Here is a 16,980-nt window from a genome sequence, read left to right on the forward strand (position 1 = left end):
TTCAGAACCTCCCAGATAGACAATCTGCTCCTACAAAAAAACGCATGGGAGAGACTTTGTCTTTCAGAATCAGAAAGATAGCGTTCACATGACACGAAAAATTTCAGTGTCCAACCCTGTCATATTACCCTAAAAGCACATTCATTATCATTCAGGAATAAAATATGAGCAACACACCTTCTCGTCGGGAAGTCGATAAAACAGCCATATTGCTCATGATTTTTCTCTGCATGATATGGGGTCTTCAGCAGACGGCTATTAAAGCAATTTCCGCCGATATGGCTCCTGTTCTGCAAGTGGGCATTCGGTCAGTGTTAGCCGCGCTGGTCGTTGGTCTGATCATTATATGGCAGAAAGACTATTCAGCATTTCGCAAAATCCCTGTATTCGCCACCCTTGCCGTCGGGATCTTTTTTGCGCTCGAATTCCTACTGACCAGTGAAGGCCTCTGTTTTACGAGCGCTGCTCATATGTCGATCTTTCTTTATACCGCACCAATCTTTGCGGCACTGGGACTTCATGTCGGATTGCCTGAAGAGCGCCTTTCTTCAATACAGTGGATCGGTATCGCATTGGCTTTTCTGGGCGTCGTCGCGTCCTTTGCGGGACCAGGAAGCGGTATGAACGATCCTGCGCTTCACTATGGCTGGGTGGGCGATATACTGGGACTTATGGCGGGAGCATCGTGGGGCATGACGACCCTTATCATCCGCTTTTCCAACCTTTCGGAAGCCCCGGCCACGGTGACTCTGTTCTGCCAGCTTACTGTTGCCAGTATCATACTCATACCGACAGCATTTCTTTCACATCAGACAGTCTTTCACCCGACCCCAATGGTTATCTTCGATTTTATTTTTCAGCTTGTTATTGTTTCCATCGTCAGTTTCCTGATCTGGTTTTCTCTTCTCAGAATCTATCTGGCTTCCCGTCTGGGAGCGCTATCGCTTATGACACCGATTTTCGGCATCCTGTTTGGAGCCGTGCTGCTTCATGAAACACTCAGGCCAGAATTTCTGTTCGGATCGGCCCTGATCCTCAGCGGCATCAGCCTTGTGAGCAAAAAGGCTGTTTTCAAAAGGAAAGAACGCCACACATGAATATTCTTTTGAGAATAAACAGAAAAATCCTTCGTGTACCTACGCACCATACAGAAGGACAGTCCGCACAAACCCAATTACGCAGATGATATTTGGCTCGATAAAACCATTAACTATTCAACCCCATATTTTTTGCAAATATTCAAAAGCAAAAAAGAAAATCAGGGCAAGAGGATTCGATCCAGAGCAGGATTCCGAATTTTGTCAGACAATGGAACGCCCGGAAATGGATCAATCCCTGTCACACGCTGTAGAGAAGCCTGACTGACGGCATTGCAACGGTATGGTGCGGTGTTCTTGCAGACAATCACTGAAACCGATTTCTTCGATGGCACATAGACCGCTTTCCAGAGCGATGAAGGCACACGAACATGATCCGGACCAATCGTCCCCAAGGGAGCACGGAAAGCGGGTCCTGTCACTACATAGGCTTCCCGATAGCGTTTCACACTTTTTCGGACATTGGCTTCAAGATGGTTCCATGATCCCGAATTCAGACGCGCCGCCTGAGGAACGATGTTGGATAACAGGAATGTTTCTGCCCGAGCGGTTTTCGTGGATACATCACCTGAAGGCGTCAGATGACCGCGCGACCATCCCGAACGTTTGTAATCCATCAGTTCCGATCGATCCTCAAGCGGCAGCCTGAGATCTTCCTGAAACTCCGCCCTACCCTCCAGCGCTTCCGCCTGAGCAATACTGTCGGCAGTCAGATGCTCCGCGCTCCATGCGGCTTCTTTATCCTGAGCTGAATACCCTATCGCAAAAGAGAGTGAACAGAGCGGCAGCAGCTCCCGAGAGGAAGCTGCTGGCTGGCTTTGCGCGGCAAAATGATCGGAACATGCTGCGCTGGCAGAAATGGGCATCAGAAATGCCAGCAGAGCAAAAAGCCATAATAAGAGATGATTCATGCAGCAAAGTGTGCCGCATAGTCTGCATGCAGATCAATGTCTGGAAAATATGGAATTTCCTGTGCCGAAGATCGGCTCTTCAGCACAGGAAACTTACGAAATCAGAAAAATGTGTAGGACTGGCTTCTTTTACTTTCCAGCGACGTCACGATGGAAGCCTGCACAACAGGTGCCACAAGTGCATGTCCCGGAGCCAGCGGATGCACATCATCCGTGTAGATGTACCATCCCGTATTTTTCTCAAGTGTATTTGAGAGATCGGAACCGATATCAATCGTCGCCACTTTTGAATCACCCGGGTAAGCAGAACGATAACTATTCATGGCGTTATTGAAAACTGCCAGCCATGATGCGGCATATTTCGGAGCATAATGGAAACCGAATGGAACAATCTGGAAAAGCCACGCATCCGGTGCTGCCTGACGATGAGCGGCCATCGCCTGCGTCATGGCTGCCTGCGAATCTGACGTATTGGATTTGCTCAGAGCCTCATTGGTCAGATAATTGACAGCAATGGCGACAGGCTCTGTCCCAACGTCTCCATAGGCAGAAAGATGGTTGTTACTGTCAAGCGCTGAGACATTTTCATCGATCTTGTTCCAACGACTTTTACTGTCATCATAGGTTCCACCACTGCCGGAACTGGATCCGGAGACATAGTAATAGGGCGGAACGTCCGCACCGCTATCTCCACTGATGAGATAACCGGAATAACCACAGGCGGAAACACAGACCTCATATCCCAGTGCTCTCAAACCCTGCAGAACCTGAAATGTGTAACCGTAAACAATATTATCCTTGTTGTTGTTCGCCTTGATACCTTCTGTGATACTGTCACCAATAATCTTGACCCAGCCTTTTGTGCCCGCGGTCGAAACCCCTGCACTCGAGCTGTCATCAAGCGTCACTCCTGATACGACCAGATTGTTCGCACCCTGATTCCAGCGGGCACTCTGCGGCGTATTACTCATAATGGCAAAAAGGACATTTTCTGAAGACGCCGTAATTCCGGACAGCGTGATATCTCCTGTCGCCGCGACTGTCGTGCCGACACCATTGAGATACAGGGTAACATTCGCTCCTGTTCCGCTGGGGCCCAAGTGAAGGGTTGCCGTCGGGTTGGCTGATGCGGTCCATGTAAAGACAAAATAGGCCCCTACGTTCCATGTACGACGCCATGCAGATCCTGCGCGCCCTTCGTCTCCGTACCAGTTGCCGGGAGAGAAGAGGAAAGCGGGCGAATCAACCGTGATAGTACCGCCCGTTACGGGAGCAACCGGCGTTGCCGTCTGTTCTGCCGCCTGTGTCGTGCCGACAGAATTGGTTGCACCAACCTTCACATAGATCGGTGCACCATTTGTCAGACCGGTAATCGTATAGGAACCGGGTGCAGCCAGCGTGGTGACCGGAGAGCTGCTTTCACCTCCAGCACTTGTGCCCACAAAAATCGGATAGCCTGTAATGGCAGCGCCACCCGTGGAAGTCGGCGCCACAACTGTCACCGTAACCTGCCCGGAACCAGCAGCAAGAGTAAAGGAAGGAGCCGATGGTGCTGTCGCCTGCGAAATGACAGTCAGTGACAACGCCGACGGGTTGGTAAGATTTCCGCTATTCGTCGTGGATAAGGAACCGGAACCGACCGCAGAAGGTGTGAAGGTGAACGTGGCCCCACTTGCGCTTCCCGCAGCAAGCACAACAGTCGCAGGAGAAAATGTACCCGCAAGTGTGCACTGGGGCGTGACAGTAACCGCAGACGACGGAGCAGCGTTCGGCGTAACCGTATAGGTTGCTGCGGTATTCACAGCCAGACTGGAAGATCCACTCAACGTATAGGCCGTGGCTGCAGGCGCAACCGGTGTTGAGGTCTGTTCGGCCGCTTTTGTGGTGCCTACTGAATTGGTTGCGCCAACGGTCACATAGACAGGTGTGCCGTTTGTCAGACCGGTGATCGTATAGGAACCGGCAGCTGTCAGCGTGGTGACAGGAGAGCTGCTTTCACCTCCGGCACTTGTACCCACAAAAATCGGATAACCCGAAATGGCAGCCCCCCCTGTAGAGGTCGACGCCACCACTTTCACAGTGACCTGACCTGAACCCGCTGTAAGAGTGAAGGAAGGAGCTGACGGCGCTGTCGCTGGCGCGCTGGCTGTCAGTGACAGGGCTGAAGGATTGGTCAGATTCCCATTATTGGTCGTGGACAAGGAGCCTGAACCGACTGCGGATGGCGTGAAAGTAAACGTAACACCACTGGAACTTCCCGCAGGAAGTGTGACAGTCGCAGGAGAAAACGTACCGGCAAGTGTGCACACGGGTGTGACAACCACCGCCGCAGCAGGCTCTCCGTTCGGTGTGACCGTATAGGTTGCGGCGGTATTCACTGTCAGACTGGAAGAGCCGGTGAGAGTATAGGCCGTTGCCGTAGTAGCGGCAGCATCACCGCTGTAAACAGAGATTTCCTTGATACCCGCAGCATTGCTACTACTAGCGGAATAGGCACAGAGACCGAATGATCCAGCGACATTCTGAAGTGCCGAAGCATTCAGTGTTGCGTTACCCGTAACCGTTGCGCTGCCAAGAGTAGCACCGGCAGAATTGGTCACGGTAATGACCATGGAAGATGTTGTGGATGTATCCTGTGTGAGCTGGACATCAACCGTAATCAGGTCGCCACTGGACGGCTGCGTCGAAAGCGCCTGACTTAGAAACTGCGTAAGTTTCCCCGACACTGCCGCAAAACCATGCAGGTAAAAACCGGATGTATTATGATCAACGCTGAGCAGATACCCTTGGAATGCTGTTGACCCTGTACCCCGGTTTGCCCGAAGCATAAAATAGATTGTCTGATTGGTATCAATATGAACCTGAGCCGTCATGCGACCAGACATCGCGTCTTCCGACTGCGGCCGGTATAGAGGTCCACCAGTCCAGGGAGCACTTTCCTTGATCGACGTCAGATAATCCTGCGTTGTATCGGACACGAGTGTCGTGCTCGACCAGGCATTGCCTACAAGATCAATCCATCCGTCCAGAAGCGTCTGGCCGGCAGCAACCGGGCCTGCTGCTGCCGTAACTGTAGTATCGGCAAGCTGCGTCCATGTGACCATATATAAAATTCCTTGAAATAAATTGGATAAAATCCATTGGTCGTAGAGGTCGCAACAGGAGTAGCTGTCCCTACCTCTTTTGTTGGTTTCAAAAAATAGTCAGATAAAAATTCATGATTTTATACATGAAATTTTCAGTCTATTTTCCAGGCATGACAAAGAAGGCTCTCTGAAAAACAGATACCTTCATCAGATCCAGCCAGATAATTACACTCTATTTATATAGTTCTTCTGTTTTCAGTCAGGATTACAAAGAAACATCTTTTAACGACAGAAATGTTTTGAGAAAAAATAAAACGGAGTTTTCAAAAATACAAAAACATGAAGGCACAACTCTGGCCAGCCAATCCGCAACCCAGCCCACCCTGATACCGTTTTATCCTGTCTCAAACCGAACGGATAAGAGACAGATCACTCACTACCCCTGAACAGAGTTTTCAGTCCGAGACGCTGACACATCTCACCCGCAACGATGGGCGTATCGTCAAGAGGCTGAACCGGCCAGTGTTCAAGCTCGCCTTCAAACATGCGTATCCTACCGCATTTCTCCAATGTTTCGAGAAACAGCCCAATTCTGCGCGACTTTCCCGGCAGACGCTGCACATACACTGGCGCTGCACTCGCCACCGCTTCCGAAACCATTGACACACTATCGGCCGTAACGATCAGCCAGTCCGCGCAAGCAATCAGCCCTCGATAAGGATTGTCATCGCCTCCGCTCCATAAGGTGCCACGCACACTCTCAACAGCATCGCGCAACACCGCCGTCGCTTCAGGCGCAGTACGACGGGACGTTGTGATGAAAAGATTCGCGCCGGTTCGTCTTGCAACGCTCGCCAGTCGATCGGCAAAACTTTCCGCCTCTTCTCGTCCAAACCGGAAACGTCCATTCGCGCCACCTACCAGAACAGCGAGTAGTGGACGCCCTGATACGTTCAACCTGTCCCGCCACCGTGCACGAGCTTCTGCCAGTTTCGCCGCTGTCAAACCATGCAATGCCGTACGGCTGAGCAGGACATTCGGTCCCTCAATCTCATCATGATAATTGGCGATCACCAGATCGAACCGGTCCGACCGGATCCGGGGATTCTGAATCTGCACGACGTGTCGTCCGCTACGACGCATTGCGGCACCAACAGCCCCTCCCTTTCCCGCTACGCTGAACACCAGATCATCGTGCAGTGGGTCCGGTTTTTGCGACAAGGCCCTTAATGGATGAGGCCAGAGAGAAGATGGCAGGCACCGATGCAGCAGTCCCGTAGCCTGCACCGAGTGAAACCGGGTGGGCAGGGCGACATATTCCGCCAGACCAAATGCCTGCGACCGCATGCCTGCGAGATCTTCGGCCACAACAGAAATTCCGGACGGGGCATAGGGCATTGCGGAAAGCACCTCATCACAGGGGCACATGAGGTGGAGCCTCACTGATGTCGAAAGGAACGCTGCTTCGTCCCTGCCCTTTTATGGGATTTTCTCCCGTTTACGAAACACTGGAAACGAATACCGTCTTCCATACTGGAATAAAAAGGAAGTCTCTTCCCCAACTCGGGGCACGGGATACGCTTCCTGATCTCAGCGGAGTCATCCCCTGTTACATACCGCCAAGACGACAAAAGTTCATATGGCAGTGATCCATTTGACAGTTGACAACTCTGTCTGAAGCGGTCCTCTAACAGTCCGGCGTCTGCCCCGGCAGCGGTCAGCGCCTGCAATAAGAACGCAAGAAGCAGAGGCTAGTCATGAGCGCCATTGTCGACATCATCGCCCGCGAAATTCTGGACAGTCGAGGCAATCCCACCGTTGAAGTTGAAGTCGAACTGGCTTCCGGCGTCACCGGTCGCGCAGCCGTTCCCTCCGGCGCATCAACGGGCGCGCACGAAGCCGTAGAACTCCGTGACGGCGACACGTCCCGTTATGGCGGCAAGGGCGTCCTGAAAGCCTGCGAGAATGTCGAAAGCGAGATTTTCCCGACGCTTCAGGGTGCAGAATCCCAGGACCAGATCGACATCGACAACGCGATGATCGAACTCGATGGCACACCGAACAAGAGCCGCATGGGTGCGAACGCCATTCTCGGCGTGTCCCTCGCCGTGGCCAAGGCTTCCGCCGCCGAACTGGAAATCCCGCTTTATCGTTATGTCGGCGGCCCGTTCGCTCACGTCCTGCCGGTCCCGATGATGAACATCATCAATGGCGGCGAGCACGCAGACAACCCGATCGACATTCAGGAATTCATGATCCAGCCTGTCGGTGCGCCAACAGTGGCCGACGCCATCCGCTGGGGCTCGGAAATCTTCCACCAACTGAAAAAGTCACTGTCCGCTGATGGTTTCGCCACCAACGTGGGCGACGAAGGTGGTTTTGCGCCCAACCTGAAGTCCGCTGACGAGGCGCTCACCTACATCACCCGCGCCGTTGAAGCCGCAGGCTACCGCCCGGGCGAGGATGTGACATTCGCGCTCGATTGCGCCGCCACCGAATATTACAAGGACGGCAAGTATGTCCTCGCTGGCGAAGGCAAGACGCTGGATGCCGGTGGCATCGTCGCTTACCTCGAAGATCTGACGAAGCGTTTCCCCATCGTCTCCATCGAGGACGGCGTGGCCGAGGATGACTGGGAAGGCTGGACCCTGCTGACACAGGCGCTTGGCAAGTCCGTGCAGTTGGTCGGTGACGATCTGTTCGTGACCAACCCCGTCCGTCTGGCGCGGGGTATCGAGGACGGCGTGGCGAACGCCCTGCTCGTGAAGGTGAACCAGATCGGCACGCTGACCGAAACGCTGGCCGCCATGGAAATGGCCCATCGCGCTGGCTACAAGTGCGTGATGAGCCATCGTTCCGGCGAGACGGAAGACACCACCATTTCCGATCTCGCAGTGGCCACGAACTGCGGTCAGATCAAGACCGGTTCGCTCTGCCGCTCGGATCGCACGGCGAAATACAACCAGCTGATGCGCATCGAGCAGGAGCTGGCGACAGCCGCAGCCTATGCAGGCCGCACGATCCTGAAGAAGTAGGATTGCACTCATCTGTCCCCGGCTATCTATGGTCGGGGACAGGTCTGTGATCTGGAAACGACTAAAACTTCCCGAAATGTAATTATTCAGCCATTTCGCCTTTTTTAAGCCACATCTTGCAATACGGTAGGGGACAGGCTTGAAACCCTTGGTTCGATTCTCCCGGAGGTCCCGATTCGTATGCAGCTTGGCCGGATAATCCGACGCGCCGTCAACGCGGTTCTCCCCCCCTCCGTCTTTCTCGCTCTTACCGGGTATTTCTGCTGGCAGGCCACGCAAGGCGCGCATGGCCTGAAATCCTATCACGAGCAGCTTCACCTGCTTGATGAGGCTCACGAGTCCCAGGCTAACGCTGTGACGGAACAGGCGGCCTGGCGTCGTCGTGTGGCGGGCCTGAGCGAAGGCGCGCTGAATGCGGACATTCTGGATGAGCGCGCCCGCGCGATGCTCAATCTGGCCAACCCCAACGATATTGTCGTGCCTTACGACAAGCACGCGCAGCTTTTCTGAGACTGCATCAAGGAAGGTCACCTTTTTGAAAAAGGTGACACCCGGAATCCTTTGATTTCAATAAGTTAATAGAAAACAAAACGGGTTCAAAGGGACTGCGTCCCTTTGTGGGGCGCGGGGCAAAGCCCCGTAAATCCCTCCCCATAGCCCAAAGAAAAAGCGCCGTTCCCGAAGGAATGGCGCTTTTCTTGTAGGCTGCGTTTTGAAGCGCAGGCCTTATTTGATTTTCGCTTCACGGAAGACGACGTGCTTGCGAGCAACCGGGTCGTACTTCTTCAGCTCGAGCTTGCCGGTCTGGGCGCGCGCGTTCTTTTTGGTGACGTAGAAATATCCGGTGTCTGCGGAGGAGACGAGCCGGATCTGGATGACGTTGGACTTTGCCATAAGATCCTCGGAATCGTGCCTGACCGCAGGTCCGGATTTGCACCCCTGATCGCGGCCGTGGTTCAAGTTCGGCGCAAATTGCGCATCCGAGGGCCTCAGGTCAAGCATTCATGCACCCCAAACGCCCCGGAAGCCCCAAAAAGTTTGGAAAAAGCCCATGATCGAGGTCTCTGAAGCCCTTCATCGCATCCTTTCCGTCCTCCCCCTCCTCGGCACGGAAACCGTGTCGCTGACCGAGGCCTGCGGCCGCATCACCGCTGCACCAGTGACGGCGCGCCTGTTCAATCCCCCCGCCGACGTCTCCTCCATGGATGGTTACGCTGTCAGAGCGACCGACACGGTGGAAGGCGCGAAACTCCATGTCATCGGTGATATCCCCGCCGGTCATCCGAGCGACAGGGCGGTCACACCCGGCACCTGTCTGCGGATTTTCACGGGCAGTCTTGTGCCCGAAGGCGCGGATGCGATCCTGATTCAGGAAAACACCACCCGCGACGGCGATCACATCACAGTGACAGAGCCTGTCACCAGCGGACGCTTCATTCGCCGGAAAGGTCTGGATTTTTCCGAAGGCCAGACGGTTGTGCCAACTGGCAAAAGATTGTCGGCCCGCGATATCGGCATCGCGGCAGCGGCTAACTGCCCGTGGATCACGGTTCGCAGGCGGCCTCGGGTCGCCATTCTCAGCACTGGCGATGAAATCGTTCTGCCCGGTGACACTGTACCGCCCGGCTCCATCGTCGGTTCAGCCGCTTTCATGCTCGCAGCTCTGCTGCGCAAGGCAGGAGCAGAGCCGATCATCCTGCCAGTCGCCCGCGACACGGTCGATTCGCTGACAGGCAGCACTCGGCAACTGGACACGGTCGATCTGCTGCTGACCATCGGAGGGGCCAGTGTCGGTGATTATGATCTCGTCAAGAAAGCCCTTGGTGAGACAGGTCTGGTCACTGATTTCTGGAAGATCGCCATGCGTCCCGGCAAACCGCTGATGTTTGGCCAGATGAACGGGACACCCGTCATCGGACTGCCCGGCAATCCGGTCGCGGCTTTCGTGTGCAGCTTTGTGTTCGTGCTCCCTGCCCTCCGCGCCATGTCCGGCGAGGTCACAAAAGACGACAGCACCGAGCCTGCCCGTCTGGCCACGGACCTATCCGCTAATGACCAGCGCTTCGATTACCTCCGCGCCACACTGAGCCGGGACGAGAACGGCGTTCTCTGGGCGAAACCTTTCTCACGGCAGGTCTCCTCCATGATGGCCCCGCTGGCCGACTGTGACGCGCTGCTACTGCGCGAACGCTTTGCGCCGGAAGCGAAGCAGGGGGAGGTTTGCCGGATTGTACGGCTACAAGGGCTGGTGGACTAAGGGTTCATTTCGGGGCTTTGCCCCGCCCCACCAAAGGCTCACCTTTGGAAACCGTTTGTGATCAATACATTGGGGTGAAGGGGCCTTTGGTCTCTTCCGGGTGCAGGCAAAGCCCATATCACTCCACGCAAGAGTCAGTCAGTTGTAATGGCACTCGTAACTTCAGAACGCGAGCGTCGTTCTTCACGTTCTCGAAGCTGCAAGCGAAGCATTGGAAGGATTTCTGGAAACGGGAATCCTTTTCACAAATTGCCTTGACAGAGACTCCACTGCCTCTCCAGTCTCGTCCTACACGCCCGCTCAACACAGGTTGATGACGATCCGGAGTTCGCGCCTCCCGGAACAGGGATCATAGCGAAACTGGCCCACGGCCGGTTCAACTGTGGAAACTGGAGAGCGCATGACAGCCGATCTTCTTGTTCATGATGCATACATCTACGTCGACCGCGACTGGGAAATTCCCTCTGGCTGGATCGCCATTAAGGATGGCCGCATTCAGGCCGTTGGCGACAGCAGCAACGAACCCGAGGCGAAGCGCCGCATCTCGGCCAATGGCAGATTGGTCACGCCGGGGCTGATCAACTGTCACCATCACATGTACCAGAACCTGACCCGCTCCTTCGGACCGGTGACGAACGGCACGCTGTTTGAATGGCTGACCGGACTTTATCCACTCTGGGCGGAACTGGACGCAGACTCCGTCTATCTTTCGACCTATGTCGCCATTGCCGAGCTTTTGCTGGGCGGCTGCACCACCTCGATGGATCACATGTATGTCCATCCCAAGCCCTTCCTGATCGACGCGCAGTTCAAGGCTGCGAACGAGATCGGCTATCGCTTCTATGCCACACGCGGTTCGATGACACGCTCGGTCGAGGATGGCGGACTGCCGCCTGCCTCTGTCGTCCAGAGCGAGGACGTGATTCTGGAAGACTCAGTTCGGTTGGTGGAAAAATTCCACGATGCCGCACCCGGCGCGATGAACCGTGTGGCTCTGGCACCCTGCTCACTGTTTTCCGTCACCGAACGGATCATGATGGAATCCGCCCGACTGGCCGAGAAACATAACCTGCGCCTGCACACCCACCTCGCCGAAGACCCGGAGGAAGATGCCTATTGTCAGGAGGTGTATGGCTGCACGCCGGTCGAGTATTTCGAACGCGTGGGATGGGCCACGCCGCGCTCATGGGTCGCGCATTTCATCTATCCCAAGCCCGAAGAAATCAGCCGCCTCGCCCATGCCGGCGTCTGCACGGCGCAATGTCCCTGCTCGAACATGATGATCGGCGGCGGTTCGGCGGACCTGATGGGCCTGCGGGCGCAGGGGATGCCGGTGGTGCTGGGCTGCGATGGCTCGGCCTCGACCGATAGCGCCTCACTCTGGCTCGAAGCCCGGACGGCGCTGCTTCTCGGTCGCTACAAGAACGGACCACATTCCATGTCGGCGCGCGATGCGCTGGACGCCGCGACGCGTGGGGGAGCCGCCTGTCTTGGGTGGGAAGAGATCGGTCATCTGCGGCCCGGAGCCTGTGCCGATCTGGTGATCTGGCAGATGTCCGAGGTTTCTCTGGCGGGAGCGCTGAGTGACCCGGTCGAGGCGCTGCTGCGGTGCGGTCCGGCAACGGCTGGCACCACCATCGTGAACGGCGTGCCGCTGGTCGAAAACGGTCTGCCCAACCTTCCCAACCTGACCGACGTGCTGAAAGAGCACATGAAACAGGCACGGCGAATCCAGCGCCTGAATCCGTAACCTGACAATGCCTTCGAGCTGTTCAGGGAAGGAACGATCAAAGCACCGTATCGTCATACCCGTCGCCGCCCGATCTCTTTATGGAGAGCCGCTCTCCCTACGGCACATTCTTCTCGAGTTCCTCCAACCAGACCCGCGCATTCCCGTCAGAGGGCGCACGCCAGTCGCCACGCGGAGACAAGGAGCCTCCCGCCACCACCTTGGGACCATTCGGCATGGCGGACCGCTTGAACTGACTGCTCGTAAAAAAGCGTTGGAGGAAGACGTGCAGCCAGTGCTTGATGGTCGGCAGGTCGTAGGCCTTGCGCTCATCCTCAGGAAAACCAGGCGGCCATGCGCCACTATCCACCTCGTTCCACGCATGCCACGCAAGGAAGGCAATCTTGGACGGTCGGAAACCGTAACGCAGGACGTGGAACAGTGAGAAATCGTGCAGCGCATAGGGACCAATGGTGGCCTCCGTGCTTTGCACCGCTCCATCCGCATCGGCGGGGATCAGTTCCGGTGAGATTTCCGTCGCAAGGATGGATTTCAGGATCTTCACAGTCTCCGGGCTGAACTGACCGGATGACATGAACCACCGGATCAGATGCTGGATCAGCGTCTTGGGCAGGCCCGCATTGACGTTGTAATGGGCCATCTGGTCGCCCACGCCATAGGTGCACCAGCCGAGCGCCAGCTCCGAGAGATCGCCCGTTCCCAGCACAATGCCGCCACGCTGGTTGGCCAGACGGAACAGGAAATCGGTCCGGAGACCGGCCTGCACGTTCTCGAACGTGATGTCATAGACCGGCTCGCCGCGCCCGTAGGGATGGTCGATCTGTTTCAGCATCAGTTCCGAAGCGGGACGGATGTCAATTTCATCGGCGGTCACGCCGAGCGCCTGCATCAGCGCATGGGCGTTGCTCTTCGTCGCGTCGCTGGTGCCGAAGCCCGGCATGGTGAAAGCGAGCACCGCGTTTCTTTTCAGCCCCAGCTCATCCGCAGCCCTGACGGCGATCAGCAGAGCCTGTGTGGAGTCCAGCCCTCCCGACACACCGATCACCATCTTCCGCGCCCCCATGGCGGCAAGGCGCGTCCGGAGAGCGGAGACCTGAATGGTGCAGGCTTCGTAACAGTCCTGCGCCAACCTCGCCGGGTCCGCGGGAACAAACGGGAAGCGTGGCACGTCGCGCATCAGTCCCAGATCAGACGCCGGAGGCCCAAATCTCCTGACGATCCGCCGCCACAGACCACCCTCCTCTTCAACCGATGCATTGGTCGCAAAGGACGTCATTCGCATCCGCTCCTGACGCAGCAGATCGAGATCGATGTCAGCCAGCACATGGCGTGCCCCGTTCGGGAAACGGTCACTCGCTTTCAGCAGGTGACCGTTCTCAAAGATGGACACCTGACCGTCCCATGCCACATCGGTTGTGGATTCCCCTTCCCCCGCAGCGGCATAGAGATAGGCGGCGTGGCAGCGATCGGACTGGGAGCGGCAGAGCATATCCCGCACCTCCGCCTTGCCGACCGTGATGTCGCTGGCAGACAGGTTGGCGATCACGCTGGCCCCAGCCAGTGCTGCGCGGGTGCTGGGTGGCAACGGCACCCACAGATCCTCACAGATTTCCACACCGACACAGAAGCCGGGAATGTCACGTGCCTCGAACAGAAGGTCCGTGCCGAACGGCAATTCTCTGCCCGCAACGTGAATCATGTCCCCCACGATGCCTGCGCCCGGTGTGAACTGCCGGGCTTCATAAAACTCGCGATAATTCGGCAGGTAGGATTTGGGGACGATACCGAGGATTTCGCCCCGATGGATGGCTATGGCGCAGTTATAGAGCGCGTCATGGTGACGCAGCGGCGCACCGATCAGGATAAGGGGGAGCAACGTGCTGGTGGCGCGGGCAATCTCCCCGACCGCCTCCTCTACTGCGTCCAGTAGCACATCCTGCTGACGCAGATCGTCAATGGCATATCCAGAAAGACCAAGTTCAGGGAACACGGTCAGCACCGCGCCCTGTTCGGAACAGGCCGAGACACATTCAATGATGCGCGCAGCGTTCAGGCGTGGATCGGCAAGCCCCACCGGCAGGGTGCAGGCCGCAACACGAGCGAAACCGTGCCGATAAAGGGAATGGAAGTCCCGCATGGGTGCCCTCACGCAATCCGTAATGTATCAGAAGACCATTCTATAGTCGGAGCAACCGGCGCAGGCCAAACAGCTTCTTGTGTAACCAGAATATGGTTTCTGCCGCTTTCCTGAATTTTTCCGACAGGAGACCGTCAGCCTCTCTATTCGGAGAAAACGTCTACATACTTGGCAGAGCGCCGCAGGAAAGCTATGCAGTGCCCCCTTGCGTCCATTCCTGCTGTCATGGGATGCGACTGACCGTTTTGTTTTTTGTGCGGAGTTGAGGCATGAGCTGGCTGACCAAATATGTCCGCCCCAAGATTCGGGGACTGCTCAAGCGCGACGTTCCGGACAATCTGTGGACCAACTGCACGTCCTGCCACCAGATGGTTCTGGTGAAGGAATTACAGCGCACCCTGAATGTCTGCCCGCACTGCGGATTCCACATGAAGGTTCCGGTCGCCGAACGCCTGGAATGGACGTTCGACGCAGGCAGCTATACGCGCATCGAACTGCCTAAGGTCGCCGTCGATCCGCTCGGATTCCGTGACCAGAAGCGTTACACCGACCGCCTGAAAGATGCTCGCGCCAAGACCGGACTCGATGAGTCGCTGGCTGTCGCGCATGGCAAGATCACCGGCTATCCGGCGGTCGTGGCAGTCATGGCGTATGAATTCATGGCGGGCACGATGGGTTCGGCGCTGGGTGAGGCTTTTGTCGCCGCCGCCCGTCTGGCCATTCTCCAGCGGTCTCCGCTCGTCATCTTCACCGCCTCGGGTGGCGCGCGCATGCAGGAAGGCCTGATCAGCCTGATGCAGATGCCGCGCACGACAGTCGCCGTACAGATGCTCAAGGATGCCGGACTGCCTTACATTGTCGTGCTGACCAACCCGACGACGGGTGGTGTCTCGGCCTCTTTCGCCATGCTGGGTGATGTGCAGATTGCCGAGCCGAAAGCCCTGATTGGCTTTGCCGGACCACGCGTGATCGAGGACACAGTCCGCGAGAAGCTTCCGGAAGGCTTCCAGCGTTCCGAATATCTGCTTGAACACGGCATGCTGGACATGGTCGTCGAGCGCAAGAATCTGCGTGAGACCCTTGGCCGCGTGATCGGTCTGCTGACCGCGGCCCCTCCGGGCGACGTATTCACGGAAACCCTGCCTGACCCCGAAGAGCCGGGCTCCGAGGACAATCCGCTCCCCGTCAACTAAGCGGCAACCGGCTTCTTCACGGGGTGAGATGCATGCATCTTGCCCCGACCTGCTCTGACATGGCGGCCCACGCCCCTCCCGGCGCATGCCCCGGAGTGAAACAGCATGACCGACACGTCCTCCCCCCGCAAACCAGCCCTCGGAGCGGAATTCACGGGCAGGACCGGCACCGTTCTCGAACGGCTGAACCGGCTTTACCCGGCCCTGATCGACCTGTCGCTGGGACGCCTTGAGGCCCTGCTGGCCAAGCTCGGTCACCCCGAACAGCATCTCCCTCCCGTCATTCATGTCGCCGGAACTAACGGCAAAGGCAGCACCTGCGCCAACCTCCGCGCCATTGGCGAAGCCGCAGGCTGGCGTGTGCATGTCATGTCATCGCCGCATCTGGTGGATGTGACGGAACGCTTCCGTGTTGCTGGCAAACTGGTCAGCGAAGAAGAACTGGTCGTCACACTGGAGGAAATCGAGCAGGTGAATGGGGGCGAACCGATTACCGTGTTCGAGGTACTGACAGCCGCCGGGTTCCTGCTGTTCTCACGTCATCCTGCCGAACTGACCATCATCGAGGTCGGGCTGGGTGGCCGTTTTGACGCAACAAATGTTCTGGCGCGGCCCGCAGCCTGCGCCATTACGGCCATCTCGATGGACCACGAGGCCTTTCTGGGCAGCACACTCGCCGCCATTGCTGGCGAAAAAGCGGGTATCATCAAGCCGGACGTGCCGGTTGTCACAGGACGTCAGCCTCAGGCGGTGCAGAACGTTCTGGCGATGGAGGCTGACGTCAAAGGCGCACCTCTTCTGCTGCGCGACCGTGACTGGGAACTGACACGTAGCGCGGATGGGCTCTCCCTGCTTTACAAGGACGCCAAGAGAGCTCTGACGCTCCCCCTTCCGGCCCTGACCGGTACCCATCAGGACGACAATGCCGGACTTGCCGTGGCCACCCTGCGTGCCAGCGGGCTTGCCGTGCCCGACTCAGCCTGGGCGGGAATCGCCCACACGCGCTGGCCCGCACGGCTTCAGAAACTCGAAGGCACACTCGCAGCCCAGCTTCCATCCGGGTGGGAGCTGTGGCTGGATGGTGGCCATAATCCCGGCGCTGGTGAGGCGCTGGTGCCTGTGCTGGAGCAATGGTCTGATCGGCCGCTGCATATTCTGGTGGGTATGAAGCAGACCAAGGACGCTTCAGGTTTTCTCGCGCCTCTTCTTGATCATGCAACTTCCGTCTACGCAGTCGCGGAACCGGACCAGCATCTGGCGCTGCCTGTGGAAGCCATCATTGAAGCTTCTCACGGACGAGTGCAGTCCGGGCCTGACATTGCCACGGCGCTGGCGAATCTGTCTGGCAAAGAGGGAAAGGCTGCTCGCGTTCTGATCTGCGGTAGTCTTTATCTGGCCGGAGTTGTGTTGAAAAAAGACGGATGGCGCGCTGAATAGACGCGTTTTGTAAGGGGTCGTTAACCGTCTCGCCTTAGGAGAAACACAGATACTGTTTCTCATCCGAGCGAGGCGCC

Annotated in this window: 12 protein-coding genes; 7 read left to right on the forward strand and 5 right to left on the reverse strand. The window is 56.9% G+C overall.

The features are described from left to right. Positions 1–164 precede the first annotated feature (164 nt). Complete coding sequence (locus B3759_RS14080; protein ID WP_291366780.1) at positions 165–1,097, forward strand: DMT family transporter; 933 nt, start codon at positions 165–167, stop codon at positions 1,095–1,097. Between the two features lie 161 nt (positions 1,098–1,258). On the opposite strand, the gene B3759_RS14085 is transcribed toward B3759_RS14080, so the two are convergent. The 3 genes from B3759_RS14085 to B3759_RS14095 form a co-directional block, all read right to left on the reverse strand. Next, complete coding sequence (locus tag B3759_RS14085) at positions 1,259–1,963, reverse strand: DNA/RNA non-specific endonuclease (protein ID WP_291366782.1); 705 nt, start codon at positions 1,961–1,963, stop codon at positions 1,259–1,261. Positions 1,964–2,109: 146 nt separating this feature from the next. Further along, the gene (locus B3759_RS14090; RefSeq protein ID WP_291366784.1) at positions 2,110–5,112 is read right to left on the reverse strand and encodes an SGNH/GDSL hydrolase family protein; all 3,003 of its coding nucleotides are present in this window, start codon (positions 5,110–5,112) and stop codon (positions 2,110–2,112) included. 411 nt (positions 5,113–5,523) lie between these two features. Further along, positions 5,524–6,522, reverse strand: coding sequence for a mitochondrial fission ELM1 family protein (locus B3759_RS14095; protein ID WP_291366786.1), 999 nt, complete (start codon positions 6,520–6,522; stop codon positions 5,524–5,526). Positions 6,523–6,851: 329 nt separating this feature from the next. Between B3759_RS14095 and eno the strand changes: the two genes are divergently transcribed. Together eno and B3759_RS14105 are read left to right on the forward strand one after the other, a co-directional pair. Then, positions 6,852–8,129, forward strand: coding sequence for a phosphopyruvate hydratase (gene eno, locus B3759_RS14100; RefSeq protein ID WP_291366788.1), 1,278 nt, complete (start codon positions 6,852–6,854; stop codon positions 8,127–8,129). Positions 8,130–8,309: 180 nt separating this feature from the next. After that, entirely contained in the window at positions 8,310–8,639 is a 330-nt protein-coding gene (locus B3759_RS14105; protein ID WP_018308182.1) for an FtsB family cell division protein, read from the forward strand. 216 nt (positions 8,640–8,855) lie between these two features. On the opposite strand, the gene rpmG is transcribed toward B3759_RS14105, so the two are convergent. Then, the gene (gene rpmG / locus B3759_RS14110; RefSeq protein ID WP_010668957.1) at positions 8,856–9,023 is read right to left on the reverse strand and encodes a 50S ribosomal protein L33; all 168 of its coding nucleotides are present in this window, start codon (positions 9,021–9,023) and stop codon (positions 8,856–8,858) included. A gap of 157 nt (positions 9,024–9,180) precedes the next feature. Here rpmG and glp point away from each other — a divergent pair, with 157 nt between their 5' ends. Together glp and B3759_RS14120 are read left to right on the forward strand one after the other, a co-directional pair. Continuing rightward, the gene (gene glp / locus B3759_RS14115) at positions 9,181–10,386 is read left to right on the forward strand and encodes a gephyrin-like molybdotransferase Glp (RefSeq protein WP_291366791.1); all 1,206 of its coding nucleotides are present in this window, start codon (positions 9,181–9,183) and stop codon (positions 10,384–10,386) included. 400 nt (positions 10,387–10,786) lie between these two features. Next, entirely contained in the window at positions 10,787–12,136 is a 1,350-nt protein-coding gene (locus tag B3759_RS14120) for an 8-oxoguanine deaminase (RefSeq protein ID WP_291366793.1), read from the forward strand. A 97-nt stretch (positions 12,137–12,233) separates the two neighbouring features. Here B3759_RS14120 and B3759_RS14125 read toward each other — a convergent pair whose 3' ends face one another. Then, positions 12,234–14,273: an NAD(+) synthase gene (locus B3759_RS14125; RefSeq protein WP_291366796.1), complete on the reverse strand. Its 2,040-nt coding sequence runs from the start codon at positions 14,271–14,273 to the stop codon at positions 12,234–12,236. Positions 14,274–14,542: 269 nt separating this feature from the next. Here B3759_RS14125 and accD point away from each other — a divergent pair, with 269 nt between their 5' ends. Together accD and B3759_RS14135 are read left to right on the forward strand one after the other, a co-directional pair. After that, positions 14,543–15,466, forward strand: coding sequence for an acetyl-CoA carboxylase, carboxyltransferase subunit beta (gene accD, locus B3759_RS14130; RefSeq protein WP_010665922.1), 924 nt, complete (start codon positions 14,543–14,545; stop codon positions 15,464–15,466). A 105-nt stretch (positions 15,467–15,571) separates the two neighbouring features. Further along, entirely contained in the window at positions 15,572–16,903 is a 1,332-nt protein-coding gene (locus tag B3759_RS14135) for a bifunctional folylpolyglutamate synthase/dihydrofolate synthase (RefSeq protein WP_291366798.1), read from the forward strand. The last annotated feature ends 77 nt before the right edge of the window (positions 16,904–16,980 follow it).

It is taken from the genome of Acetobacter sp. UBA5411, from assembly GCF_002409645.1.
GTDB lineage: Bacteria > Pseudomonadota > Alphaproteobacteria > Acetobacterales > Acetobacteraceae > Acetobacter.

What these genes read in the sequence shown, in the direction of transcription:
- B3759_RS14105 (WP_018308182.1), top strand. Translation starts at nt 8,310, where the DNA reads ATGCAGCTTGGCCGGATAATCCGACGCGCCGTCAACGCGGTTCTCCCC.
- B3759_RS14125 (WP_291366796.1), bottom strand. Translation starts at nt 14,273, where the DNA reads ATGCGGGACTTCCATTCCCTTTATCGGCACGGTTTCGCTCGTGTTGCG.
- B3759_RS14120 (WP_291366793.1), top strand. Translation starts at nt 10,787, where the DNA reads ATGACAGCCGATCTTCTTGTTCATGATGCATACATCTACGTCGACCGC.
- B3759_RS14095 (WP_291366786.1), bottom strand. Translation starts at nt 6,522, where the DNA reads ATGTGCCCCTGTGATGAGGTGCTTTCCGCAATGCCCTATGCCCCGTCC.
- B3759_RS14090 (WP_291366784.1), bottom strand. Translation starts at nt 5,112, where the DNA reads ATGGTCACATGGACGCAGCTTGCCGATACTACAGTTACGGCAGCAGCA.
- B3759_RS14085 (WP_291366782.1), bottom strand. Translation starts at nt 1,963, where the DNA reads ATGCCCATTTCTGCCAGCGCAGCATGTTCCGATCATTTTGCCGCGCAA.
- B3759_RS14135 (WP_291366798.1), top strand. Translation starts at nt 15,572, where the DNA reads ATGACCGACACGTCCTCCCCCCGCAAACCAGCCCTCGGAGCGGAATTC.
- accD (WP_010665922.1), top strand. Translation starts at nt 14,543, where the DNA reads ATGAGCTGGCTGACCAAATATGTCCGCCCCAAGATTCGGGGACTGCTC.
- eno (WP_291366788.1), top strand. Translation starts at nt 6,852, where the DNA reads ATGAGCGCCATTGTCGACATCATCGCCCGCGAAATTCTGGACAGTCGA.
- B3759_RS14080 (WP_291366780.1), top strand. Translation starts at nt 165, where the DNA reads ATGAGCAACACACCTTCTCGTCGGGAAGTCGATAAAACAGCCATATTG.
- rpmG (WP_010668957.1), bottom strand. Translation starts at nt 9,023, where the DNA reads ATGGCAAAGTCCAACGTCATCCAGATCCGGCTCGTCTCCTCCGCAGAC.
- glp (WP_291366791.1), top strand. Translation starts at nt 9,181, where the DNA reads ATGATCGAGGTCTCTGAAGCCCTTCATCGCATCCTTTCCGTCCTCCCC.